This window comes from Clostridium sp. MF28, assembly GCF_002969175.1.
Lineage (GTDB): Bacteria > Bacillota > Clostridia > Clostridiales > Clostridiaceae > Clostridium > Clostridium beijerinckii.
This window is the reverse complement of record NZ_CP014331.1, coordinates 17,819-43,726: the sequence shown is the minus strand read 5'-3', so window position 1 is coordinate 43,726 and position 25,908 is coordinate 17,819. Positions and strand designations below refer to the sequence as shown.

Here is a 25,908-nt window from a genome sequence, read left to right as displayed (position 1 = left end):
TTATGAAATGTATCTACTTTTTTATATTAAATAGAAATTGTTCGTTTGTACTATTTATAAAGATATTTATAATGGTGTGTGGACATTAACAAATATCTTTTAATCATAATACTTAGTGGTGTGTGGTCACTAAATATTAAACTTTTGGTGGTTAATTACTCACATTCATGGTAGTGTGCGTTACCAAGAATACTTTATTTTGTATTCAAAATTTTGATAAAACTGTTTTAATTATATTAATTAATTTTAATAATCTAAATTATCTATTTGCTAAATACAATTTTTATAATCAAATGTATACAGCGTTTTTATAAAAGGAGTTTTTTATACTTAAAGCGAGGTCACGCGATAAACTTCCCTCAAGCATATTATTTATTGTATATTCTTTAACTGTGTCATATGTGTTAAAAATCATCTTTGCTTTCTTACTATCGTTATATACCTTCCAGTATCCACATAGTAAACATTTTTTAGTAGTACATTCCATAAAATCTTTAACATCTTCAAATGGTATTCCTAGGAATAATCCAAGTTCATGAGGGCAGTGATATTTATTATATCTAAATTTTAATGTATCAATATATCTATCTATGGTTATTTGGGAAGGATACCCTATGTTTGCTAAAAAATCTATATGTGATTTTTTATTTAACTCTTTTTCTAATATATTTTCATCATAAATCATTATTATCATACAATCATTATTTTCTCTTAACTCTATGAATTTTAGATTTATATTCTTTATAAATTTTTTTCCGAAGTCATTCCAGCCAATATACATCTTTTCATTACTTTTTTTCAAATTTATAGTTACAGCCGGTTTAACTCCTGCGATAACTAATGATGAATTATATACCAAGAAATTTTCTATATATTCCTTCTCATCCATTAAATCTAATCTTTTGTAAAAATCTAGATATTTCATATCATATCACCACCAAATTTAATTATATATTAGCAATCTTCTTACCAAAGTCTATGCAATCTTGTTCAGCTTCATCTGGCTCATTTTGAACTATTAATGGTGTTTCTACTACAACACAACCATATCCATTCATTCTTTCTTCAAAATCTCTCATCCATTTTCCATCGCCCCAACCATAAGAACCGAAAAGCGCAACTTTCTTACCTGATACCTTAGTTGAAATTTCCTCTATAAATGGCTCAAACTCTGACTCTTCTAATACTTCATCTCCCATTGCTGAACAACCTAGAATAAGTATATCCTCATTTAGTAATTCGTCTATATTTACATCTGAGACATTTATAGTATTAACATCTTTCCCACTTTCTATGATTCCTTTTGCAATTAATTCTGCCATTTTTTCTGTGTTTCCTGTTCCTGACCAATATACTATTTTCATTACTTATACCACTCCCTATTTATTTAAATAATCTTGAAAATCATTCTCAATTAGATAATATTATATATAACCACTTTTGTCAAGTTTTATTAATAAATTTTATATTTTTTTCCTTAACTAATATTTTTTATATTATTTATAATCAATCTTTATTGTATACAAACATATATAAGGATGCACTGAAGATGATAATATATCCCACAAGACTTAAGTAATCAGGAAGTATTCCAAATAAACATAAACTTATTATTGCCGAAAAAATTATATTTGTATAATCGAATATTGATATTTCTTTTGCTGGTGCATACTTATACGCTAAAGTTATTCCAAATTGTCCAAGACTTGCAAAAATACCAGCTAAAATCAAATAGATAAGTTGCATTATATTCATATTTTCATAGTATATTATCATTAATGGAAAAGTAATTACACTAGAAATAAAAGAAAAATAGAATACAATAGTTTCTGGATGTTCTTTTCCACTTAAAGCTCTAACACATGTATAAGCTACTGCTGCAGTGACACCACCTAAAATTCCAGCTATTGCAGGCATTATTTCTAAGTTTAAAGAAGGCTTTATTATGAACAAAGTTCCTACAAAGGCTATAATTATTGCTATAATTTGTTTTATATTCACTTTCTCTTTTAAAAATATTCCCGAAAAAATAATTACGAAGAAAGGGCTTAATTTATTTAGCATATTAGCATCTGATAGAACTAATTTATCTATAGAGTAAAAATTAAATAAAATTCCTAAGGTTCCAAATATCGACCTGAGCAATAATGTCTTTTGATTATTTTTTTGTCCAAAAAAGTTTCCTCTATGTTTTGATATTAGTGCAAATGCCACCATGAGTGATACTATATTTCTAAAAAAAGTTTTTTGAAATGATGGCAAATCACCAGAAATCTTAATAAATGCTGACATCATTGCAAACCCAAATGCAGATGCAGTTATAAATATTATTCCTTTCTTTCTGTTACTTAAATTTGTTAATTTCATTTGTCCTCCTATTAGTATATATTTATTAGTATAAAAGCGCATAAGCTACTATTAATAAGTGCTCACACGCTTATATTTTATTCAATCAATTCTAAAACTGGTCTATACCCTACAGTTTCATATTTTAAGTCCTTAACTGACTGTTTAGAATATGTTGTTGAATAATATCCTCTTATTATACAGAATTTTTCACTTCTTAAGCCTTCGCTTTGAGTGAAAGATGAGAAATTATACCAATGCCATAAAGCATTATTATTTCCATTAATCTTCTCATCATCAAATTTCTTTATATTATTATCTACATCATAATCTTCACTTGGTGGAAGTCCATCAATTTTATTAGGATTTACTATATACTTATCCCATTCATTATTCTTATAATTTTTCTTTTCACTATATCCAGTTAAGAGCCTTAAGATGTATTTTTCTCCTTCTACTATCACTACTTTACCAAAAACTAAATTTTGATCATTTAGTTCATTCCATGAAATATTTTTCAAAATATTTCTATCACAAATCAATAATTTCTTTCCAGCATCATTTATCTCTATCCAAGACAATTTATAATCATCATCTTTATCAGTATCTTTAATTTCTATTTTTTGGCCTGCAAATGAAGTAATATCTTTGAACTGCAAGAAATCTCCTGGCACCTTTTGCTTTTCATCATTTAAATATAAAGTACCAAAGCTCCTTATTATACCTGTTGAATATGTCTTAATATCAATGATTTTTTTTATCTTTTTATTTCTAAATCTCTTACCCATTGCTATAGCACCACTTAATGCTGCCATAGATCCAACAATAACTCCTGTTCCAATTAACTTATTTTTTTTACTTTTATCCATAAGTTCCACCCCTTTTACCATTGATTTTATATTTACATAAATTTAATTATATGACTTTTTTTATATTTTATTCTTTTAAAACTTATATGAATTATTATATCTTATTATGATATATCATTAAATACAAAAATTTCTTATATTTTTGTATTATCAAAATCATGATTATTTAGCAAAGTAATTTTTATTAAGCATATTATTGCTTAATCGAAATTCTGTTTTCTCCAATCTCGTACTTTGTTAACTTATTTCCACTTATAGAAATAATCCCTTTAGAATAAGATTGCAAAAGATCTCCTTCATACTTAATTGTCTTCTTACTAATCAGCTCTAAAACACTTTCAGCAGATTTATCATTAATATAAACCTTTCCTGAATAATCTACAATTATATCTTCCTTACTTACTGGCTTCGATAAAATCAGCATATTCCATTTTATTTTTCCTTCGTTTAATGCTGAATAATATATTTTAGTAATATTGCCGCTAACTTCTTCACCAAAATATACATTGTCATTAATATCACTGCCTAGTATTTTTATAACTTTTGCATTTGGTATTTCTATGTTATTGGGACTATTTAATATGGTTGCTCCATTCCCCATTTCCATTACCGCATTTGTACTTGTAGTAGGAACCACTATATTTCCAATTTCTTTATTTGATCTGACTTTCTCTAATTGATTCATTACATTAGCATAATATAGATCACTTTTTCCATTCGCTTTATCAATTTTTATGTAAAGACTATGTGTTGCAGTAGAAAATACTACATTACCTACTTTATCGCTTGTATTCCTTGTATCTATTTTCAACTCATTTAAATTAAAATCTGCAAGTTGTCGTGTTTCTCCTTTCTTTGCATCAAAAGAGACTGGCTCAAAATAAGCTCCTCCTTTTTTTTGCACTTTTTGTATAACTATTATATTGTTTTCATTTGTTAACCATTTATAGAACACTACATCTTCGCCATTATCACATTGGAATTCTTTTTCACTATTATCATTGCTATCTAATACCTTAAGTTTACTATTTTCTATATAAGCAACAAATCTGCCATCTGAGGATACTGATGCTTTAGACACCCCATCTTTAATATTAATTTCATTTTGCTTATTATCTTTTGGAGTTTCCTTTTCTTCAACTTTTTCAGCTTGAATTTTTACATCTGAAGATAAATATATATTTTCTACATATAAAAATATACCTTGTTGAATTACTATCGCTATAAGTGTCCACACTACTATTCTTATCAGGTTTTTCATTAACTACCCTCTCCTACAAAGATACTTCAAAATCACTTCTACTTTTGTGTTATATGTAATATTTATTATGATAATTTTTCATAAAATTTATTTTACTCAACGTAAAAAGCTGTGGCAACAGATCTTTCACCATCCCAAGCATTTGGCGAATTTATCACTTCTCCCTTATAGTACATTGTAGAAGAATAACCACCATCAAGAGCACCCGCATTAATAGCACCTCTATCTAACATTATTTCTTGAACATCATACAAACTTGCTCCAGGCGCTGTAATTTTTCGCCCATCAATAACTAAAAATATAACTGTACCATCTTCTTTTTGTCCCACTGCGGTTCTAGGATTAAGCCCATCAGAGGTCTTATCTTTAACTTGAGGCTTACCATTTATAATAATATTAGGCCTTCTAAAACACATTGCTTCTTGTACTCCTAGCTTTTGAATCTCATCAAGAGTATGATCTCCCACAATAAGCTGACCACCTTTAGTAAAGGCTATAACATTTTCAACAGTAGTCCTATTGACATTGCTCTTAGGATATACAACTTTTCCACCTGATATAACAAATCCTCCTGGCTCTGCCCCAGTTCCCGCATAAAGCGTTCCATCAGAAGATTTATCTACAAAAGATCCACCATTAATAGCTGCAATAGCATTATTCTCTTCTGCCATTTCGCTGGTTTTCTGTCCCATTTTTCCTAAATATTTTGTCATTGCAACTTTAACTCCTAATGGATTTTTTATTTCAAGTATATATCCATTATATCTGTCCGTATGTATATCATATCTAGTTATTTCATTTCCACTAGTATATTTAACTTTTACTTTATTTAAGTCTGTTTCTGTATTTTGGGTACTATCATCTTTCGATTCTTCTGTATTTTTGTTAACTCCTAAGATTTTATTTATTTCTTCCTGAGACATGAAATCAGTTAATAGATACGCATGTCTTGTTCCAAGTAATGTTGAAACAAATACTTTTCTTGTATTTTCATACGGTCCAAAAAATAATACTAGAGGCGTACTTATACATAGAAAAATAATTATGTATACTATTCCCAAAAAGAATACCAGCGGTTTAAATTTTTTATTTTTAATTTCCTCTTTTTCTTGATGATTACTTTGCGTATCCATCGATTACCTCCTAATAAATTGCACATTATTTTAATAGCCTATAAAACTGTACAATCACCATTGTATAAACTAAAACTAACATAAAACAATAATTGTAATAAAAACAATTACATGTAAATTCCTTCAAAAACTTTAATGCACAATGTACGTTAATTATAAATTATGTACATTATGCATTATAAATACATGATTATGCTAACTAAAACATTAAATTTAACACAATTTAATTAAATATTGTCTTCAAGTGTTAAACCTGCCTCATTATGAAATTGCTGCTCCACAATACTTTCATTTTGTTTTTTATGATATTTAAGTTCATCACCTAAATTTTTAAAGGCAACTGACAACATTAGCTTAATTCTATTTAACTGGTTTACATTTGAGGCACCAGGATCATAATCTATTGCCACTATATTTGATTTTGGATATCTTTCTTTTAGTGCTTTTATCATACCTTTTCCAGTAACATGATTAGGCAAACATGCAAAAGGTTGAAGACACACTATATTACTTGTACCAGACTCAATAAGTTCTATCATTTCTGCTGTTAAAAACCAACCTTCTCCAGTTTGGTTTCCAAGAGAAAGTATAGGTGATGCCATACCTGCTAATTCTTTTATGTGCTTTGGCTTAGAAAATCTAACGCTTTTTTCTAGTTGTTTTTTCATAGTTTTTCTGTATGTTTCAATATACGAAATAGCCATATTACATAAATTTTTTGAAAGCTTACTTCCTGCCAAATATTTTGCTTTAAAGTCTGCGTCAAATGCTGAGTAGAAAAAGAAATCTAAAAGATCTGGCACAACTGCTTCTGCTCCTTCATTTTCTAAAATCCCTACAATATCATTGTTTGCTGTTGGATGGAACTTAACCAATATTTCTCCAACAACACCGACCTTAGGTTTTTTAACATTTAGTAGTGGTAATTCATCAAACTCTTGAATGATTTCTTTTATGTTGTTATTAAACTCTCTCTTGCTTCCATTGACTAAATTCAATTTTACCTTTTCATTCCACTTCTTATAAATATCATTAGCAGATCCTTTAACTTTTTCATAAGGCCTTGTCCTATACAATACTCTCATGAATAAGTCTCCATATACTAATGCCATTATAGCTTTATGAAGCAATTTTGGAGTAATCTTAAAACCTGGTTGTTTTTCAAGTCCTACTGCATTTAACGATATAACAGGTACTTGTTCAAATCCAGCATGCTTTAAAGCCATCTTTAAAAATCCAATATAATTTGTTGCTCTACAGCCACCGCCAGTTTGAGATATTATAACTGAAGTATTATTCAAATCATATTTTCCAGATTTTAAAGCTTCAATTATTTGACCGATTACTATAATTGATGGATAACAAGCATCATTATTAACATATTTTAATCCTTCATCAACAGCTTTCATGTCCATTGATGGTAAAACTTCTAAATTATAGCCTGATGCATTCACAGCTGTCTCAATCAAATCAAAATGAATAGGTGACATTTGAGGGCATAAAATCGTATGTTTTTTTCTCATCTCAGGTGTGAATACTGGATTTTTGTATACTATTTGTTCCTCAACTGGTTTATAATTTTTTCGTTCTCTTTCGCCCATTGCAGCTTTTAATGATCTAATTCTAATCTTAGCAGCTCCTAAATTATTCCCTTCATCTATTTTTAAGACTGTATATATCTTTCCTTTTGAAGATATAATTTCAGAAACTTGATCTGTTGTAACTGCATCTAATCCACAACCAAAAGAATTTAGCTGAATCATATCTACACAAGGCTCATCAGCAACAAAAGCAGCCGCTCTGTATAATCTTGAGTGATACATCCACTGATCTACAACTCTAAGTTTATCTTTTAATATACCTAAATGAGACACACTATCTTCTGTTAACACAGCCATATCGAAAGAATTTATTATATCAGGTATTCCATGATTTATTTCAGGATCTACATGGTAAGGTCTTCCACTTAATACTATTCCTTTTTTATTATTCTCTCTTAAGTATGAAATAACTTCCTCACCTTTTCTTTGAATATCCTTTTTGAAACTCTCTCTTTCTTTAATTGCTTCTTCCACTGCTATTTTAGCTTCTTGTATGCTTACATCAAATGCCTTGAATTCACCCACTATTCTTTTTATAAGTTCCTTTTCGTTATCCAAAGATAAAAATGGTTCCATGAAATTAATGTTATTTTCCTTTAATTCATCCATATTATTTTTTATCGCTTCTGGATAAGAAGTTACCATAGGACAATTGTAATGATTTTGAGCATCCATAAACTCTTTTTTCTCATATGATATACAAGGATAAAATATATTTTTAATTCCTCTATTTATTAAATTCATTATATGACCATGCGCCAATTTTGCTGGATAACAAGCTGACTCTGATGGAATTGTTTCAATTCCAAGTTCATATATCTTCTTGCTTGAAGGTGCTGATAATTTAACGCTAAAGCCCAAGTTAGTTAAAAGTGTAAACCAAAACGGATAATTTTCATACATGTTAAGAACTCTTGGAATTCCTATAACTCCACGTTTAGCTTCTTCTTCTTTTAAAGGCTTATAGGCAAATGTTCTCTTATATTTATAATCGAATAAATTTGGTAGTTTGTTTTCCTTAGACTTTTCTATTCCAAGCCCTCTTTCGCACCTATTTCCTGAAATGAACTCCTCATCTGTAGAGAATTTATTTACAGTAAGCAAACAATTATTCCCACACTTTCCGCATCTTCTAAATGATGCTGTCATTTCAAATTGATCTATTCCATCTCTAGGTAATAAAGTTGACTTTTCTCCTTCAATATATCGTTCCTTTGCAATAAGAGCACAACCAAATGCTCCCATTAGTCCTGAGATATCTGGTCTTACTGCTTCTCGGCCTGATATAAGTTCAAAACTCCTAAGTACAGCTTCATTATAAAATGTTCCACCTTGTACTATAACTTTTTCACCTATGTCTTTTTCATCTCTTAACTTTATTACTTTAAACAAAGCATTCTTTATAACCGAATATGAAAGACCAGCTGATATGTCTGAAATTTCAGCTCCTTCTTTTTGAGACTGTTTAACTCTAGAGTTCATAAATACTGTGCACCTAGAACCTAAATCCACTGGAGCTTTAGATTTTAAGGCTTCTTTTGCGAAATCCTCTACCTTCATATCAAGAGACTTAGCAAAACTCTCAATAAAAGATCCGCATCCTGATGAACAAGCTTCATTTAAAAGTATTCCATCAATTGCATCATTTTTTATCTTTATGCACTTCATATCCTGTCCACCTATGTCCAAGATAAAATCTACACCTGGCAAGAAATGGTCTGCAGCCTTATAATGTGCAATTGTTTCAATTTCTCCTATATCTATATGAAGAGCTGCTTTAATAAGCGCTTCTCCATAGCCTGTAACAGAAGAGTTTGCAATCTCTATTGTTTCTGGAAGCTTTTCATATAAATCTTTCATGATTTCTACAACTTTATTTAACGGATTCCCTTCATTGCTTCCATAGTAAGAATATAGAAGCTCGGAATTTTCACCTATAAGTGCTACTTTAGTAGTTGTGGAACCAGCATCTATTCCTAAAAATGCTTGTCCTTTATATTCCCTTAACTCTCCCCTTTTTACAACATTTTTATCATGTCTCTCTTTAAACTTGTTGTAATCTTCTTTATCTTTAAATAACGGTTCAAGTCTTGGTTCAGTATCATCCTTTATATTAGAAATATCAGAAATTTTATCTACTATATTTTTTAAAGATGTTGATTTTTCCTTTGTTGACAATAGAGCCGCTCCCATCGCAACAAAAAGTTGAGAATTTTCTGGTGCAATAATTTGGTCATCCTTTAAATTCAATGTTTCAATAAATCTTTCCCTTAATTCTGAAAGGAAAAATAAAGGACCTCCTAAAAATGCAACATTGCCTCTTATAGGCTTACCACATGCAAGTCCTCCTATAGTTTGGTTAACTACAGCTTGAAATATCGATGCGGCTATATCGCTTTTTTTAGCGCCTTCATTTATCAATGGCTGAACATCTGTTTTCGCAAAGACACCACATCTTGATGCTATAGGATATATTACTTTATATTCTTTAGCATACTCGTTTAACCCCATTGCATCAGTATTCAATAATATGGCCATTTGATCAATGAAAGCTCCAGTACCGCCGGCACAACTTCCATTCATTCGTTGCTCTATTCCACCTCTAAAATATGTAATTTTTGCATCTTCCCCGCCTAATTCTATTACAACGTCAGTCTCAGGAATAATTGTTTCAACTGTTTTTGAACATGCAATTACTTCCTGTACAAAACCAAGATTAAGCCATTTTGATACTGACAATCCTCCTGATCCTGTTATATTAATTTTGCAATTAACATTCCCTAATTCATCATAGCATTCCTTTATTAAGTCAATTATTGTACTTCTTATATCTGAAAAATGTCTTTTATATTTACTATATATTAAAATGTTCTCATTATTAAGAACCACTAATTTTACTGTTGTTGATCCTATATCTAAACCAATTTTATAATTTATCATATTTATTTCACCTACTCTGTTTTTTCAATGTACATATTGGTCATATAATTTTAAAGCTTAAGCACATGAAAGAAAATAATCCCTCATGCATACTGGTCTGTTATTTTTTTGATTATGCCTTAATAAATACTTCCATATGTATACTAATATAAAGTATTGTCTATAATTATAAAGAATTTAAGTTAATATTTACAATTTTGCTATTGGAGGTCACAAATGAATTATTTTACTGAAGGAAACAAATTTTACAATATGAAGGATTACGAAAAAGCCATGGATTTTTATAAAAAGTCCGCATCAGAAAATTTAAACACGGCTTGTTCATACTATAATTGTGGAGTTTGTTTAATTAAACTCAAAAAATTTGATGATGCAATAATTATGCTTAACAAAGCAATTTCTCTTAAGCATGAAAGTAAATACTTTTTTAATCTTGGATATTGCTATGTCATGAAAGAAAGCTTTAATACAGCTTTACGTTTCTTTAATTTAGCATGGTCAATAGATCCTAATGACAAAGATTGTGAAAAGGCCATAGATCTTATTATTTCAAAATTTAAAAAAGCAAACTAATTTACCATTCACCAGCAATTTCTTCTACATCATGCTTATTAAATAAATTGGAATCAAAATAATTTCCTCCATCATAGAAGGTTGTATCTACATTGATCCATTTATTTTCATCCGCTAAATAAACTTGGTTCCATGCATGGCCAACATATTGTTCTCCATCATAGGCTTGGCCTCCTAAAAGCCTAACTTTAAGATTAGCAGCTCTAGACATCGCTACATAAAGACATGCCTTATCAAAACAAATCCCGTTCTACTACTGAACGCTGGAATTGCACCGCTTTCTGGCATTTTTTCAGTGTCGCCTCCACTTAAAACTTCTTGAGCCTTTTCATTATCGTACTTTATATTACTTCCAATCCAACTATATAATATTTTTGCTCGTTCCCTATCAGTTTTAGCGCCCTGAGTTAATTTTAGCGCTTTATTATCAATTTCTTCATTTGATTTAATACCGTCTTCTATAGTAACTCCATTATAAATAATAATTTCTTTTGATGATGCATTTTTAATTGACTGTATGTTCTTAAATAATTTACTATTTACAATCTTGCTATTTTCACTTGGTGAATATTCTTGTTTAAGAACATTTTCTGTAAATGATTGAACTGACGTGGAATTAAATATTATACTAGGAAAGACTAATAGTGCAATTATGATACTTACTTGGATACATCCTGAGATGATTCCATTAACTACTAACATAGTTTTATTTTCATTCATAATTTTTCCTCCACAAATAATATTTTCACCCTATTATAATGTATATTCTAATTATATCAAAAATGAGAACATAAGCATATTAAAAATACATCTAAAATATGTGCTTTGAATTTCAACGAGCGAAATATAAAAACACTATTAAAAATCATTCACGTCTACAGCCATAACTTTTTTGATTACCTGACTAGTAACCTCTGTATTATATCCCTTTGAAATTAAATACCTATATAATTTTCCTGAAATTTTATAAGTATCGGTCTCTTTATTCTTTATTAAATTATATTTTTTTTGTGCTATATCAAATGCAACATCTTTTTCATTTTCTTTATCTAGATTTAATAATTCCTCATCAATGATTTCTTTGCAAATTCCTTTGCGAAGCAATGTATATTTTATTTTCTGACTTCCCATTGATCGTAATTTATCTTTTATAAAAATTTTTGTATAATTGCCATCATTTATAAAATTATATTCTTTAAGAAATTCAATAGCTTTGTCAATAGATGATTCGTCATACTCTTTAAGCTTTAGCTTATCTCTAACCTCTTTTTCGGTTTTATATGTTTTTTCTATTATTCTCAAAGCAGATTCCTTACACCTCATAAAGTTTTCACTTTCTGCTAGTGTCCTCAATTTCTCAGGATTTATTTCACTATTTACTTTAAGACTTTCTTTATAAACCAATTCTGCTGAAATAGAAAATGCATACTCACCATCTAAGAATAAATTAACTCTTTCTTTGTTTCTCTTTTGAATTTCTATTTTCGTTATTTTCGCCATAGTTAAAACTTTCACCTTTTTTATTATTTAATTTACTAGTTAGACTTTAGTATGTGTATCGTTGGGCTTTTTAAAACTTTTTTCCCAACTTCATTAATCTTTAATATATCCACCATATTTAATCTATCCATATCTTTAACAAATTCAAATATGTCCTCGCCCTCTAATGCCTGATGAAGCATGTAATTGCATAACTCAGATGAATCCTCTAATGTTGATATTACAGCTGTCTTATGGACTTTCTTCATTATATTTAAATCTCTATCTCCTATTTGAATCTTTCCATCAACTACGCTTTTTATTGTTTCCTCAATGGCCGCTTTAGCTTCATCAACGTTTTCCTCACTAACTGCTGTGTATATATAGAGAGTTTTTATATTATTGGTTATTTCTAAATGAGTATAAATATCGTAAGCTAATCCCCTATTCTCTCTAATTTCTCTAAAAAGAAGTGAATTCGAACTTTCCCCAAGTCTATGATTCAAAATTCTTAGTGGAAGTTCATTTGATTTTTCTAAATCATTGAAGGTATATAAATAGACTATAGTGCTTTGCTCTATATCCTTCTTATAACTTATTCCTGTTATTTCTTTATTTTTTTCTATTATGATATTTATAGGTTCCGGCTTTTGCCCTTCCCATTGACTGAAATAGTTTTTCACTAAGTTTATAGCTTCATCATGCTCTAAAGGCGATACCATAGTTATGAGAGAATTTTTTGGTGTATAGTACCTTTTATAAAAAGACATCAATTTCTTTCTGGTGAATCCAGAAACATTCTCTTCAAGTCCAGTAACTTCATATTTCAAAGCACTTTTATTAAATGCAAGTTTATTTACATTTTTAAAACTAAAATCCTCTATATCATCTTTGCTCATCCTTATTTCTGATAAAATTACACCTCGTTCTTTTTCTATTTCATTTTTATCAAATGTTGGATTTACAATCATATCGGCCAAAAGCTCTGTTGCTTTTCTAAATTCTTCAATCAAGCAGCTAATCGTATAAACCGTAACATCATAATCTGTATAAGCATTATATTCTCCACCTAAAGCCTCTAATTCATCATTTAAGTCTTCACCAGTTCTATTGATGGTTCCTTTAAACAAAGTATGTTCAATAAAATGACTTATACCTTTTTCTTTCATATTCTCATATAGAGCACCGACCTTAACTCCTATATTAATAGATGCAATTTGAGTGTCCTTCTTAATAGTTATTACTTCCAAGCCATTTTCAAGTGTATGTCTCTTCACATCAAAATTTAATTTTATCATTCACTATTCTCCTAATTACATATCAAATATCCTGATACTTTGCGATCTTTTCATTTAAAATAACACTAGTAATGCTAATCACGTTTTAAAGTATAAATATGCCATTTATAATCATATCACAAAACAAAAGTAAATTTCTATAATCAAAAATAATCTATACACCTATATAATAACACAAATATATGTTCCAATTCAAAATTAGTATTATTATCCACGCAAGATGTCTGACGTATATTCTTAAAAATCTTTTTTATTTCTTCCAAATTCATGATAATCATTATAAATTTATTATTTATAGATAATTATTATCCAATATAATATATGAGCGTATTTACATTATTATACTATAACGAATTTAATATATACCTTATAATTGAGCTTGCAGATTTTAGTCCTGCTTAGATCTTGTTTTATTGCAATCTTAAATGTAGATTTACTATTATAACATACATATTGATCTTTATATGCTAAACTTAATATAATATGTATATTGCAATTCACAATTACAACCAAAATTCTTGTAATATTTTTAGAATTTTGATAAAGGATTATTTTTGCAATATTATATTGCGCTTAGGACACAAAAAATTGTACAATGTGATATATAATTGTAATAGAATTGCCTTATTTGTAAGGTATTATGTTATTATAAGCATTGTATGAATTTACACGTTCACATATAAGGAGATGAAATGTTATGAGAAAGTCTATTTTAATTGTTGAAGATGAACTAAGAATTAGATTTTTACTTAGAGATTATTTAATAAAAGAAGATTTTAATGTTTTTGAAGCCTCAAATGGCGAAGAAGGATTATTTGTATTTAGTACACAAAAAATTGATTTGGTACTTTTAGATATTATGATGCCTGTTATGGATGGATTAACTATGTTGGAAAAATTGAGAGAAGTCTCTACCGTTCCTGTAGTTTTACTCACTGCAAAAGGTGAAGAAGAGGATAAACTTCAAGGTTATGATTACGGAGCTGATGATTATATAACAAAACCCTTTAGCCCTAAAGTTTTAATTGCTAAAGTTAAGGCTCTTCTAAAAAGAACAAGAGAAGACTTAGATTCGAGCTTTCAAGATTTTAACGGTTTGACTATAAACAAACTTTCGCATGAAGTAAAAATTGATGGTAAAGAAATAATATTATCTCCAAAAGAATACGAACTTTTAATGTACTTAGTTACTAATGAAGGAATTGCTTTAAGTAGAGATAATATATTGGATAATGTTTGGGGGATTGACTACTACGGAGATATACGTACAGTTGACACTAACGTTAAAAGACTTCGTGAAAAGCTGTTAGATAAATCTAATTATATAATTACAGTTCGTGGCAGTGGCTATAAATTTGAGGTTAAATAAATGAGGCGTAGTTTATCTAAAAGGCTATTTAGCATAACATTAGGCCTTGTTCTTGCATTAATGTTCATAACTTATTTTGCACAAGCTTTTTTCTTTGAAAGTTTTTATTCTTACAAAAAAACAATTTCATTAGTTAAAGAAGTTAATAAGTTTCATGATTTATATTCACTTCATATTGACAATGATGCTGACTTATATAAGGCCTTGCAAAAATTTGAGAATGATAATAATGCTAAAATCATCATTACATCAACAAATGGAGATATAAAATATTTTTCTAACAACATTTATAGTGATAAGGAGAGTTTTGATACCTTAACTTCTTTTGGTAAAGAATTAATAAATAATAGCGATTTGATTAATGATGTTATTACTCATTCTCAAACCAAGTACACAACTTTTACCAATGAGAGCAGCGGCTTAAGTAAAATTGGTGTAATTAGTCCTATGTCCATAACCACAAAAAATGATAGTCTTATTTTTTGCGTTGCTTCAATTCAGCCAATAAAGGAAGCCTCTGAAGTTATGAGTGAATTTTTTGTATATTTGTTTTTTGGATTGATTGTTATATCAGTAATACTTTCTTCAATTTACTCTAACCTTATATCTAAGCCTCTTGTAAACTTAACCAATACAGCAAACAAAATATCTCATATGGATTTCTCAGCAAAAGTTTGTGAAGCTGATAGAGATGATGAAATAGGAAGCCTTGCCAAATCGCTAAATTTTTTATCTAAAAATCTACAAGCTGCTTTAGTAGATTTACAGCAAAAAAACAAGAAATTAAAAGATGATATTGAAAAAGAAAGACAATTAGAAGATATGAGAAAAGATTTCATATCTAACGTTAGTCATGAACTAAAAACCCCAATAGGAATTATAGAAGGATATGCAGAAGGCATTAAAGATGGCATTGTATCTGGCGAAGACGCTAATTTATATTTAGAAACTATAATTGATGAATCAAAAAAGATGACTGTATTAGTCACTAATATGCTAGAACTTTCGAAACTTGAATCCGGGATTATAAAACCAAATTTTGAATCTTTTAATATTAATAGATTAATTAATAAAATATTAAAGAAGCATAAGCTAGACTTTGAAGAAAATAAGTTCAATGTAAACTTTAATTCATCAATACCTTATAGCTATGTTTATGCAGATCCATTTCAAATGGAGCAGGTTTTAACTAATCTTATAACAAATGCAATTAAATATACTCCTCCTGGCAATGACATAAACGTAAATATTGAAGAAGGTCTAGACAAGTTTAAAATATCTGTTCAAAATATTGGCGTAGTTATTCCTGAAGCTGAAATAAGCAAACTTTTTGATAAATTCTATAGAATAGATAAATCTAGAGAAAGAACTCAAAAGAACAGTACTGGCATTGGCTTATCAATAGTTAAAAATATACTACGTCTTCATAACAGTGAGTTTAATTTACAAAATATCAATAATGGTGTAGAATTTTATTTTTACTTGGAGAAAATAGTATCACCTGAAGGTGAAGAAGAGTAAGCGGATATACATTAAATATATCCACCATCTGCTCTTATTATTTGCCCTGTTATATACGATGAGTCTTCACTAGATAAAAATACAGCAATTTTACCAATCTCACTTGGAAGTCCAAATCTTCCTAGAGGAATTTCTTCCTCTAGGGATTTTTTTTCATCTCCTTCTAAAAATGAGTTCATTTTTGTATCTATTACTCCTGGAGCTATACAATTTACTCTTACATTAGAAGGCGCTACTTCTTTTGCAAGTGCTTTTGTAAATGAATTCAATCCGCCTTTGGTAGCTGAATACAACACTTCACAAGAGGCTCCAACTTCTCCCCACATAGAAGAAATATTTATGACAGTTCCACTTTTTCTGGAAATCATATTATTTAGGACATGCTTTGTTAAATAAATTGCTCCTAAAAGATTTGTATTCAATATCCTGCTTATTTCTTCTTCTGTTGAATCCATAAATAAACCTATATGACTTATGCCTGCATTGTTTACTAGAATATCAATCTTCCCCATTACTTTTAAAACTTCTTCAACTATCATTTGGCAATTATCAAAAGCTGATATATCTCCTTTTACTATGACTCCGTAGCCGTTTATACTCTTTATCTCTTCCAAAGTTTCCTTTGCACCTTCGTCATCAGTAGAGTAATTTATTATAACGCTTGCCCCTTCCTTTGCGAGCTCTACTGCTATAGCTCTTCCTATGCCTCTTGATGCACCTGTAATTAATGCAACTTTACCCCTTAATTTATTCATAACAAACCTTAGCCAGATATTATATAACTGAATATCTGACAAATTCACCACCTTTTAAATTTTCATTGTATTCTACTATATAACTTCTAAATAACATATTCACTCTTCATAAAATTATTTAGTTTGTATTGACTGATAATTTAAGATAATATTTTATAAATTAAAATTTTTTATAACACATGCATTTCAAGAATTTGGTCGTAATTTTCAATTGAGCATATATATGAATTTTTATTATTTAAAGTTTTCTTCAAAAACCCTTAGGACGTTTTTATAAAATATTTTTTCTATCTCTGATTCCTTAAAATGATTTTGTTTAAGTGCCAAATATAATTTATTAAATTCTGAAGCGTTTTCTATTTCCACCTCATTGTGTATTCCATCAAAATCGCTTCCAAGGGCAAGTACATCAATTCCTCCAATGTTCCTAATATGTTTTATATGACAAATCATTTCTTCTATTGAAGATACACTTTCATTTCCTAAAAAATCAGAACAAAAGTTTATCCCCATTACTCCACCCTTTTCAGCTAATAATTTTATCATATTATCATCTAAATTTCTAGGATGCTCTGTGATTGCACGTGCATTAGAATGTGAAGCTATAAATGGTTTTTTGCAAATTCTAATCAAATCATAAAATCCAGCATCTGATAAATGAGACACATCAGGAATCATGCCTAAGGCTTCACATTCTTCAATAACTTCGACTCCTTTTCTAGTTAATCCTTTATTTCTATAAGTATAACCTGCGTTAGGATACCCTAATGAGTTTTGGTAATTCCAAGTAATTGTTATGATTCTAATTCCCATATCATATACAGTTCTTAGCTTTTGTATATCTCCTTTAATGACTTCTCCTTCTTCTATAGATAAAAAAGCCCCAATCTTACCTGATTTTTCAGCATTTTTTAGCTCAGTTGTATTTCTTACAATCTCTATCTCTCCTGTATTTTTACTTATTTCTTGAGTAAAGCTATTATATAATTTTATAAATTCATCATATGGATCTTCAATTGATTCTTTCTCTATGAAAAATGCAAAAACCTGACCTAAATTTTCGCCTCTTTTTAAATTTTCAATATTAACTTTACACTTCTTATGATTAAGATTTAACTTTTCATAAAAAATTCTACTTGCAGTATCACAATGTAAATCAATAAACTTCATATATAATCTCCTTTTTAAACGTTCTTCTACTCTAAAACTGTTTTGCATAATAAAAGTACTTTTCTAAATTTTCAGGACCTCCAATTATAGTTTTATTAATGTATAAAACATCTTTACTATCAACTTCTATAGCCCACTTAATTAATGATATTTTACCACCTGTTAATTCAATACAAGTTACTGCTGATGGAAACACGCAGCAGCCATCATTGAAATAAATCCCCTCATCTGCTTCAGGAAATATATCGTTGTGAGTATGCCCGCAGATTATAACTTTTTTCTCCTTACGAGCTAAATGTCCAAGTATATGATCTATTTTTGTTCCTTTATCATAATTACTTGCCGGACTAGTTGGCGGTTTAAACCCTGCAACTCCCTCCATAAATCTCCATACATGTCTTACTAGAAACCTACTAGTTTTCCACATCTCACAATTAATAAAATCTACTTGATGCCCATGAAATGCAATTATATCCTCTTTTGATGGCATATATCTAAGTATAACTCCTTCATAAAAAGTTATATTAGAATATAAGTTTATCATCTCACGTCCAAAGCCATTTCCGGCATTTGCAAAAAGTCTTTCTTGCCGTTTTATGAATTCTGGGTTAGCTTTTACTATATCATGATTTCCGTATACCAAGCACAACCTATTATCATCATAAAAGTTATTAAGCATTGAAAAAACATCTTTATAATTATAGGCGATATCTAAACAATCTTTATTTTTCCATAATTCATCACCATCACCTAATTCTATTAAAGTATATCCATTTTCATAATAAAATCCAAGAGCAGCTTTATAAATATTTCTGTTTTGTCTTAAAGAATCAGCATACCCACCGTCGCCCCTATGAACATCACTTATAAATACTATTTTAGATTTTTCATCAAATTCAATTAATTTACCATTTTTATATAACCTCTTAAAAAAATCATTGCTTTCTGTGCATTGTTCTTTCATATAAAAAGCCCTATAACATTATATTGATTTCATTTATTATATGAATACGAAGTTTTATTTGATGACTAAAATATTTATTAATATCCAAATTAAATACTTAATTAAGTCCTTATTATAGATAAACAATATATAACCTGACTTATGCAATAATCCACCGAAAGTAAAAACATTGTTATTTCACAGGACTATGAAAATTTCGCTGAAAGTGCTAAATTGCAGGTTGCACCACTAATGCTTGCTCCCAATTTCATTGTGACAAGCATTAGTTGAACAACCTGCAATTAAGAGCTTTTAACAGCTCATTTTCAATGCTGCTTCATAAAATATGTTTCTACTTTCTAGTATGGTAATTCATTGCAAAGTATAAGCCTAATTCTTAAATTGTTCATCTATATAGATAACACAATCATAAACTATAACCTAGACTATGCAATCTATTCCAACTAGAAATGGGTGATATACTTTTGTGGAATGTTTCATTGGTAATTATGATGGATGTAATTCTTAATTGAAATTCCAAATCTATGATTTGGTCAATTGAAATTACTCAGTGAACGAAGTGAGTCGAGTTTCCTTTGAACTATTCAAATGCGTAGTTCAAAATGATGCTATTTACATTTAAGCAAACTTTCTTGACGCTTGTCTTTGAGCTAGCACTTTGGGTGCAACTTTATAGTCTTAGAATTACCCATCAAAATAACCTAGAAACTGGAACAAAAGTATATTATTCATTTCGGCGAGTTATACGCATAAGCATAGATTATAGTTGGCTTATCTATAAATAAAAGGTAAAGATAGTATTTTTATAAACTATCTTTACCTTAAATATAACATTTTCAATTAGTATGAGATCTATGAAACATTTTATACCAAACTACATTTAGTTGAAATTTTTATAATATTTGAATTAATACTCTGCAAATATTCTTTTTATTTCAGAGTAGTCTTTAGTCTTAGTAAGTGCCAGTGTAAGTAATATCCTAGATTTTGGAGGTGATAATGTATAACTAGGAATACAATTTGAGTATTTATCTATAGTTGAATCTGTTAATATTATACCATTTCCTATTCTTGAAGATCTAACAACTGGAATGCCCTTTGTTTCAAGATTCCTGATTTCTCCCAACCAATTTGAGCTGAAAGTACCACTTCCCGCACCCGCTATTACAATTCCTTCAGAGTTTTGAGCAAAATAATTAATAATTGAAGGATCAGCGTCAATATGGAAATATGCGATAGAAACCTTAGGCAGCTCAGTTAAGCCTGTAACATCGAATTGTGAATAAATTGTATGTGGTTTTATTGACTTATTAAAAAAGAATGGTATATTGTCCTCATATAACCAAGACATCCAAATTCAATTGAGTTAAAGGCATTTGTTTTAAAGGTATTGATTTTTTGGACATTTCTCCCGCTATAAATTCCATCTGAAAAAACAACCATCGCTCCATGCCCTCTTGATAAATCGCTAGCAGCTAATGCTACTGACTGATATAAATTTAAAGGTCCATCTGCACTCGTTGCTGTTGACGGTCTCATTGCTCCTGTCAATACGACTGGTTTATCTGTTTTAACTGTTAAATCTAAAAAGTATGCTGTCTCTTCTAATGTATCAGTACCATGTGTTATTACAAAACCATCCACATCGTCTTGCTTTGAAAGTTCATTTATTCTATTAGCAAGAGTTAACCAATGATTCATAGTTATATCATTACTATCAACATTAGCAATCTGCTCACCATATATATTAGCTATTTTATCAAGATTTCTGACACTACTAACTAGCACTTCTATATCTATGTTACCTGCTGTATAATTAGTAGTCTTCCCCTCTTCTCCGTACCAGCTATAGTTCCCCCAGTAGCTAGAATTATTATATTTTTTAATTCAGAATTTTTCGGATTAATTTGTATCATTTTTATCCTCCCCAATTTCTATGTGCTATATTTTCTAAAACAATAAATCGAAAATATAATGTACTTCTTTATATATTTTAACGAGTTAGTGTATAGATTTATTATTCTACTTATAATACCTAATAAATATAAATTATAGCATATTAATAAATAAATCAAGTAAAAAACCATGAAAAATATATAAAAAGAACATTGTTTCTCAATGTCATTAAATATTGAAATTGAAACAATGCTCTTTATTTCTCATATAATAAATTTTAATTGTTAATTACTTTATCTAAGAACTCTTTACATCTATCGCTAGTAGGTGCAGTGAATATTTCTTCTGGAGGACCTTCTTCAACTATATATCCTTGATCCATAAATATAACTCTATCAGATACATCTCTAGCAAAATTCATTTCATGAGTTACTACAACCATTGTCATTCCTTCTTGAGCTAAATCTTTCATAACCTTAAGCACTTCACCAACCATTTCAGGATCTAGTGCAGAAGTTGGTTCATCAAATAACATTATCTTAGGATTCATTTCAAGGGCTCTGGCAATTGCAACCCTTTGTTTTTGTCCCCCAGATAAAGTATCTGGATAAACATCTTTTTTATCTTTTAATCCAACTTTGTCCAATAATGAAAGAGCTTTTTCAGTTGCTTCAGCTTTGTTCATCTTCTTCAATTCTAAAGGTGCTAATAACATATTTTGAAGAACTGTTAGGTGTGGGAATAAATTAAAAGATTGAAACACCATTCCGATTTCTTCTCTTAATTTATTTATGTCCTTATTATTTACAAGCTCTTGGCCTAGTATTGTAATACTACCTGCTTGAATTTCTTCTAAACCATTAAGACATCTTAAGAAAGTACTCTTTCCTGATCCTGAAGGACCTATAATGCAAAGAACTTCACCTTCTGTAACATTTACTGATATATCTTTAAGAACTTCTAATTGTCCATAACGTTTTTTAAGATTCTTAGCGCTTATTACCATAGCTGATTTTCCTTTCTATATAACTTGATATTAAAGTCAATACTGTTATTACTATAAAATACATACAAGCTACAATTGCATACATCTGAAGTGCCTTAAAGTTTCTCGCAATAATAATTTGTCCTGACGATGTAAGTTCTCTTATACTAATAACTGTCAATATTGATGTATCCTTCAATGTAACAATAAATTGATTTAATATAGATGGAATCATAATCTTAACAGCTTGAGGTAAAATTACCTTTCTCATAGCCTTTGAGTAATTAAGTCCCAAACTTCTTGCAGCTTCCATTTGACCATTATCTACAGCTTGTATTCCTCCTCTAAATATCTCAGCCATATAAGCTGTTGCATTTACTGTAAGAGTTATTACACCTGCAACTATAGGGTCAAATCTTATACCAAATGCCTGTCCAACACCAAAATATAAGAATAAAGCTTGAACCATAAGTGGTGTTCCACGGACAATGTAGATATATATTGTAGATATACCTTTTAAAATTTTTGAAGTACTTATGCTAAATATTCCTAAAATTATCCCGAATATAACTGCTAATATTAATGATATTACTGCAACTTCAATTGTTACTGAAAGCCCACTTAATAAACTAGGCAGACTATCTTTTAGTAATTGAAAAATCTCCATTTTTAATTCTCCTTACTATTTTCCTATATATTGACCAACGATTTGGTCATACTTTCCACTATCTTTTAATTTCTTTAATCCTTCATTAAATTTCTTTAATAAATCTTGATTTTCACCTTTTTTAACTGCAAATCCATAATTTACAGCATCTAATTTATCTCCAACAATTTTTAACTTTGCTCCATTATCCACTTTGATTTTGTACGCAATAACAGGGTAATCCTCCATTAAGAAATCAGTATTCCCATTTTCAACGGCTTGGAACATTGATGGAGAATCTTCAAAATAACTTAAATTCAATCCATATTTTGATTCGTTATCTTCAGCAAATTTTGCTCCTGCAGTCCCTTTTTTTATTGAAACACTTTTTCCATTTAGATCGTTGACTCCATTAATTGAAGTGTTATCATTATTCGTAACTATTGATAACCCTGATACAAAATATCCATCTGAAAAATCTAATGTTTGTTTTCTTTCATCAGTTATAGTAATAGCTGCTATAGCTCCATCCAATTGATTAGCTGTAAGCCCTGGAATTATTCCGTTAAAATCCATTGGTTTTAATTCATATTCAAAATTTTCTTCTTTTGAGATTGCATCTAAAAGTTCTACATCTATTCCTTTATATTTCCCATTATCTTCGAAAGAGAATGGTGCAAATTTTGAATCGCATGCAATAACATACTTTTTATTTCCTTCACCTGATCCTGTATCACTCTTTGATGCACCACATCCAGTCATTAGCCCTATAGACATTACTGATGCTAATAAAATACTTAATAATGATCTTTTGTTCATTTTTCCTTGCCCCTTTGCAATATTTATTTAATTTTAATTAAAAAATCTAATTTATTGCACTCTGAAAAAACAATTCCACGCAATAAATTTCAAATGATTTTTTACTTCATTATGAAACTTATTATATAGTTTAATTCAAAAACTGTCAATGCATTAAGTATATGTATAAATATAACAAGCCATATAATAAAATAATTATATCTAATATATATGCGCGTTTATAGGCAATATTTACTGTTTCAAAACAAAGATTTTATAAAAGCTATGTATTCATAATTATGAATCAAGTGATGCATTCTCCTTCATTTTTGATATTTAATACTTATTTTATGAATTAAGTTTTTATTTCAATTTCAAATTCAATTTTAATAGGAAAAAGCTATAAATTAGAAACATCGTCTCCTAAGTTCATAGCTTTTTAATTTAAAATAAACTCATAGCTTATTTTAATCATTAGTAGTTCATATTTTATCTACTATTTATTTAGCAATATATTGATCAACGATCTTATCATATTGCCCATTTTCTTTCAATTTTTTCAAACCTTCATTGAATTTCTTTAATAAATCTGCATTCTCACCTTTTTTAACTGCAAATCCATAATCAACATTTGTTAGCTTATCTCCTGCAATTTTTAATTTTGAATCAGGATCAACCTTAATTTTATATGCAATAACAGGATAATCTTCTAATAAGAAATCGCAATTCTTATTTTCAACAGCTTGGAACATTGATGGAGAATCATCAAAATAGTTTAGCTTTAATCCATATTTTGATTCATTGTCTTCAGCAAATTTTGCTCCTGCTGTGCCTTTTTTAAGTGATGCATTTTTACCTTTTATATCGTCTACACCTTTTATATCAGCGTTATCTTTATTAACGACTAATGATAGCCCTGAAACAAAATATCCATCTGAGAAATCTAAAGATTGTTTTCTTTCATCTGTAATACTCATTCCTGCAATAGCACCATCTAATTGATTAGATGTAAGTCCAGGAATAATTCCATTAAAGTCCATTGGCTTTAAATCATATTCAAATTTCTCTTCCTTTGCAATTGCATCTAAAAGTTCTACATCTATACCTTTATATTTTCCATCTTCCTCAAAAGAGAATGGTGCATATTTAGCATCACATGCAATTACATATTTCTTGTTTCCATCACCACTTTTTGCCGAATCATTTTTTGATGACCCACAACCTGCCATTATACCTACTGTCATAACTGATGCTAGTACAATTCCTACTAACGATTTTTTGTTCATTTTTTTTCCCCCTTAATTAATTAAAAAAGTATTTTATTAATAATTCTTATTTTATAATAAGTTAAAATTTTTATACATTCTTTGTAAATATAGAAGTTCTTATCATACTTTTACATTCAAAAAGCAAAACTCTCCTTCTAAATAAAAGCTTACCCTAAACTTTACTTCTTATACTATAATGCTTTCATTAGTATTTACTCTTGATTCTAAATGTAGAAGATGCTCCGTTATAAGCTTTTCTGCATTTTTACTATCTCTATTAATCAGTGCTCTTGCTATATTTATATGTTCTTCTTTTTCATTCACAAACTCTAAATGTTTGCTATCTGTCATTAGTATCCGTGATAAATTTTCCATAACTCCTTCACACATTTCAATTAAAAGAGAATTGTGAGTTGCCTTTATGATCGACATATGAAACATATCATTTAACTCATTAAACCGTGCAATCTCATTTTCCTGCGAGACTTCTGGAAATTTCGCAGCTAATTGCATTATATTTTGCAATTCCGAATCACTAGCCAGCTTAACTGCTAAACTTACAGCTACTTTTTCAAAAATAAATCTCATTTGAAAAGATTCTCTTATATTTTTCTGTGTTATAGGTTTTACTAAATAACCTTTTCTAGGTAAAGATTTAAGATATCCTTGAATCTCTAACGCTCCTAGCGCATCTCTTACAGGTGTTTTACTCACATTGTACTTATCTGCCAATTCTGATAATGTAAGAAAATCGCCATCCTTTATTCTTTGGTTCAAAATATCTAACTTAATTTGCTTATATATTTCTTTAGCATACGATTTTTCAGCTTGACACAGATTTATCTCTCCTTTCACTGAAATTCATTGAAATCCCACTGATATATCAGCAATAATAAATAAAAAAAAGCAATAAAACACCTATATAAAATAAATGCTCCATTGCTTTATCTATGTCTTATTATATTTTATATCACTACCATTTGTCAATATTTTATTGATATTTTTTTATATTTATCACAAAACTTATTAATATATT

Annotated in this window: 24 protein-coding genes; 3 read left to right on the top strand and 21 right to left on the bottom strand. The window is 29.1% G+C overall.

Annotated features, from left to right (window positions below; genetic code table 11):
* Positions 1-289: 289 nt before the first annotated feature.
* The 7 genes from AXY43_RS00175 to AXY43_RS00145 all read right to left on the bottom strand — a co-directional run bounded on the left by AXY43_RS00175 (position 290) and on the right by AXY43_RS00145 (position 10,150).
* Positions 290-925 (bottom strand): DUF3793 family protein, encoded by a 636-nt coding sequence (locus tag AXY43_RS00175; protein ID WP_023976531.1) that lies wholly within the window; start codon positions 923-925, stop codon positions 290-292.
* 22 nt (positions 926-947) lie between these two features.
* Positions 948-1,364, bottom strand: a complete 417-nt coding sequence (locus tag AXY43_RS00170; RefSeq protein ID WP_023976532.1) for a flavodoxin — start codon at positions 1,362-1,364, stop codon at positions 948-950.
* 142 nt (positions 1,365-1,506) lie between these two features.
* Positions 1,507-2,367: a DMT family transporter gene (locus AXY43_RS00165; protein WP_105410741.1), complete on the bottom strand. Its 861-nt coding sequence runs from the start codon at positions 2,365-2,367 to the stop codon at positions 1,507-1,509.
* A gap of 77 nt (positions 2,368-2,444) precedes the next feature.
* On the bottom strand, positions 2,445-3,215 hold the full coding sequence (locus AXY43_RS00160; protein WP_012058622.1) for a hypothetical protein: 771 nt from the start codon (positions 3,213-3,215) through the stop codon (positions 2,445-2,447).
* Between the two features lie 193 nt (positions 3,216-3,408).
* Positions 3,409-4,476, bottom strand: a complete 1,068-nt coding sequence (locus tag AXY43_RS00155) for a hypothetical protein (RefSeq protein WP_105410740.1) — start codon at positions 4,474-4,476, stop codon at positions 3,409-3,411.
* A gap of 92 nt (positions 4,477-4,568) precedes the next feature.
* Positions 4,569-5,609, bottom strand: coding sequence for a phosphodiester glycosidase family protein (locus AXY43_RS00150; protein ID WP_105410739.1), 1,041 nt, complete (start codon positions 5,607-5,609; stop codon positions 4,569-4,571).
* Positions 5,610-5,836: 227 nt separating this feature from the next.
* Positions 5,837-10,150: a 2-hydroxyacyl-CoA dehydratase gene (locus AXY43_RS00145; RefSeq protein ID WP_105410738.1), complete on the bottom strand. Its 4,314-nt coding sequence runs from the start codon at positions 10,148-10,150 to the stop codon at positions 5,837-5,839.
* A gap of 216 nt (positions 10,151-10,366) precedes the next feature.
* Between AXY43_RS00145 and AXY43_RS00140 the strand changes: the two genes are divergently transcribed.
* A complete protein-coding gene (locus tag AXY43_RS00140; RefSeq protein ID WP_012058618.1) occupies positions 10,367-10,723 on the top strand; it encodes a tetratricopeptide repeat protein in 357 nt (118 codons plus the stop codon).
* Position 10,724: 1 nt separating this feature from the next.
* On the opposite strand, the gene AXY43_RS27345 is transcribed toward AXY43_RS00140, so the two are convergent.
* The 4 genes from AXY43_RS27345 to AXY43_RS00125 form a co-directional block, all read right to left on the bottom strand.
* Positions 10,725-10,934, bottom strand: coding sequence for a transglutaminase-like domain-containing protein (locus AXY43_RS27345; RefSeq protein ID WP_243099135.1), 210 nt, complete (start codon positions 10,932-10,934; stop codon positions 10,725-10,727).
* Positions 10,935-10,936: 2 nt separating this feature from the next.
* Positions 10,937-11,443: a transglutaminase-like domain-containing protein gene (locus AXY43_RS00135; protein WP_243099134.1), complete on the bottom strand. Its 507-nt coding sequence runs from the start codon at positions 11,441-11,443 to the stop codon at positions 10,937-10,939.
* Positions 11,444-11,581: 138 nt separating this feature from the next.
* Positions 11,582-12,223, bottom strand: a complete 642-nt coding sequence (recX, locus tag AXY43_RS00130) for a recombination regulator RecX (protein WP_023976720.1) — start codon at positions 12,221-12,223, stop codon at positions 11,582-11,584.
* A gap of 35 nt (positions 12,224-12,258) precedes the next feature.
* A complete protein-coding gene (locus AXY43_RS00125; protein ID WP_023976721.1) occupies positions 12,259-13,500 on the bottom strand; it encodes a M16 family metallopeptidase in 1,242 nt (413 codons plus the stop codon).
* Positions 13,501-14,197: 697 nt separating this feature from the next.
* Here AXY43_RS00125 and AXY43_RS00120 point away from each other — a divergent pair.
* Together AXY43_RS00120 and AXY43_RS00115 are read left to right on the top strand one after the other, a co-directional pair.
* On the top strand, positions 14,198-14,869 hold the full coding sequence (locus AXY43_RS00120) for a response regulator transcription factor (RefSeq protein WP_012058614.1): 672 nt from the start codon (positions 14,198-14,200) through the stop codon (positions 14,867-14,869).
* Positions 14,870-16,390 carry a sensor histidine kinase gene (locus tag AXY43_RS00115; RefSeq protein ID WP_039769768.1) on the top strand — a complete coding sequence of 507 codons (1,521 nt, stop codon included), beginning with the start codon at positions 14,870-14,872 and terminating at the stop codon, positions 16,388-16,390. It abuts the gene before it with no gap.
* A gap of 11 nt (positions 16,391-16,401) precedes the next feature.
* On the opposite strand, the gene ymfI is transcribed toward AXY43_RS00115, so the two are convergent.
* From ymfI to AXY43_RS00070, 10 genes are all read right to left on the bottom strand, one after another.
* Complete coding sequence (gene ymfI, locus AXY43_RS00110; RefSeq protein ID WP_031276316.1) at positions 16,402-17,145, bottom strand: elongation factor P 5-aminopentanone reductase; 744 nt, start codon at positions 17,143-17,145, stop codon at positions 16,402-16,404.
* Positions 17,146-17,379: 234 nt separating this feature from the next.
* The gene (locus tag AXY43_RS00105) at positions 17,380-18,315 is read right to left on the bottom strand and encodes a dipeptidase (protein ID WP_039769770.1); all 936 of its coding nucleotides are present in this window, start codon (positions 18,313-18,315) and stop codon (positions 17,380-17,382) included.
* 31 nt (positions 18,316-18,346) lie between these two features.
* Complete coding sequence (locus tag AXY43_RS00100; protein WP_023976725.1) at positions 18,347-19,279, bottom strand: metallophosphoesterase; 933 nt, start codon at positions 19,277-19,279, stop codon at positions 18,347-18,349.
* 907 nt (positions 19,280-20,186) lie between these two features.
* The gene (locus AXY43_RS27340; protein WP_243099133.1) at positions 20,187-20,630 is read right to left on the bottom strand and encodes a hypothetical protein; all 444 of its coding nucleotides are present in this window, start codon (positions 20,628-20,630) and stop codon (positions 20,187-20,189) included.
* Positions 20,579-21,067 (bottom strand): asparaginase, encoded by a 489-nt coding sequence (locus tag AXY43_RS27335; RefSeq protein ID WP_243099132.1) that lies wholly within the window; start codon positions 21,065-21,067, stop codon positions 20,579-20,581. The genes AXY43_RS27340 and AXY43_RS27335 overlap by 52 nt, the downstream gene beginning before the upstream one ends.
* Before the next feature lie 385 nt (positions 21,068-21,452).
* On the bottom strand, positions 21,453-22,181 hold the full coding sequence (locus AXY43_RS00090) for an amino acid ABC transporter ATP-binding protein (protein ID WP_012058608.1): 729 nt from the start codon (positions 22,179-22,181) through the stop codon (positions 21,453-21,455).
* Complete coding sequence (locus AXY43_RS00085; RefSeq protein WP_017213116.1) at positions 22,165-22,827, bottom strand: amino acid ABC transporter permease; 663 nt, start codon at positions 22,825-22,827, stop codon at positions 22,165-22,167. The genes AXY43_RS00090 and AXY43_RS00085 overlap by 17 nt, the downstream gene beginning before the upstream one ends.
* Before the next feature lie 15 nt (positions 22,828-22,842).
* Positions 22,843-23,625 carry a transporter substrate-binding domain-containing protein gene (locus AXY43_RS00080; RefSeq protein WP_105410737.1) on the bottom strand — a complete coding sequence of 261 codons (783 nt, stop codon included), beginning with the start codon at positions 23,623-23,625 and terminating at the stop codon, positions 22,843-22,845.
* A 479-nt stretch (positions 23,626-24,104) separates the two neighbouring features.
* Entirely contained in the window at positions 24,105-24,890 is a 786-nt protein-coding gene (locus AXY43_RS00075) for a transporter substrate-binding domain-containing protein (RefSeq protein WP_012058607.1), read from the bottom strand.
* A 168-nt stretch (positions 24,891-25,058) separates the two neighbouring features.
* Positions 25,059-25,727, bottom strand: coding sequence for a GntR family transcriptional regulator (locus tag AXY43_RS00070; protein ID WP_017213118.1), 669 nt, complete (start codon positions 25,725-25,727; stop codon positions 25,059-25,061).
* Positions 25,728-25,908: the final 181 nt, after the last annotated feature.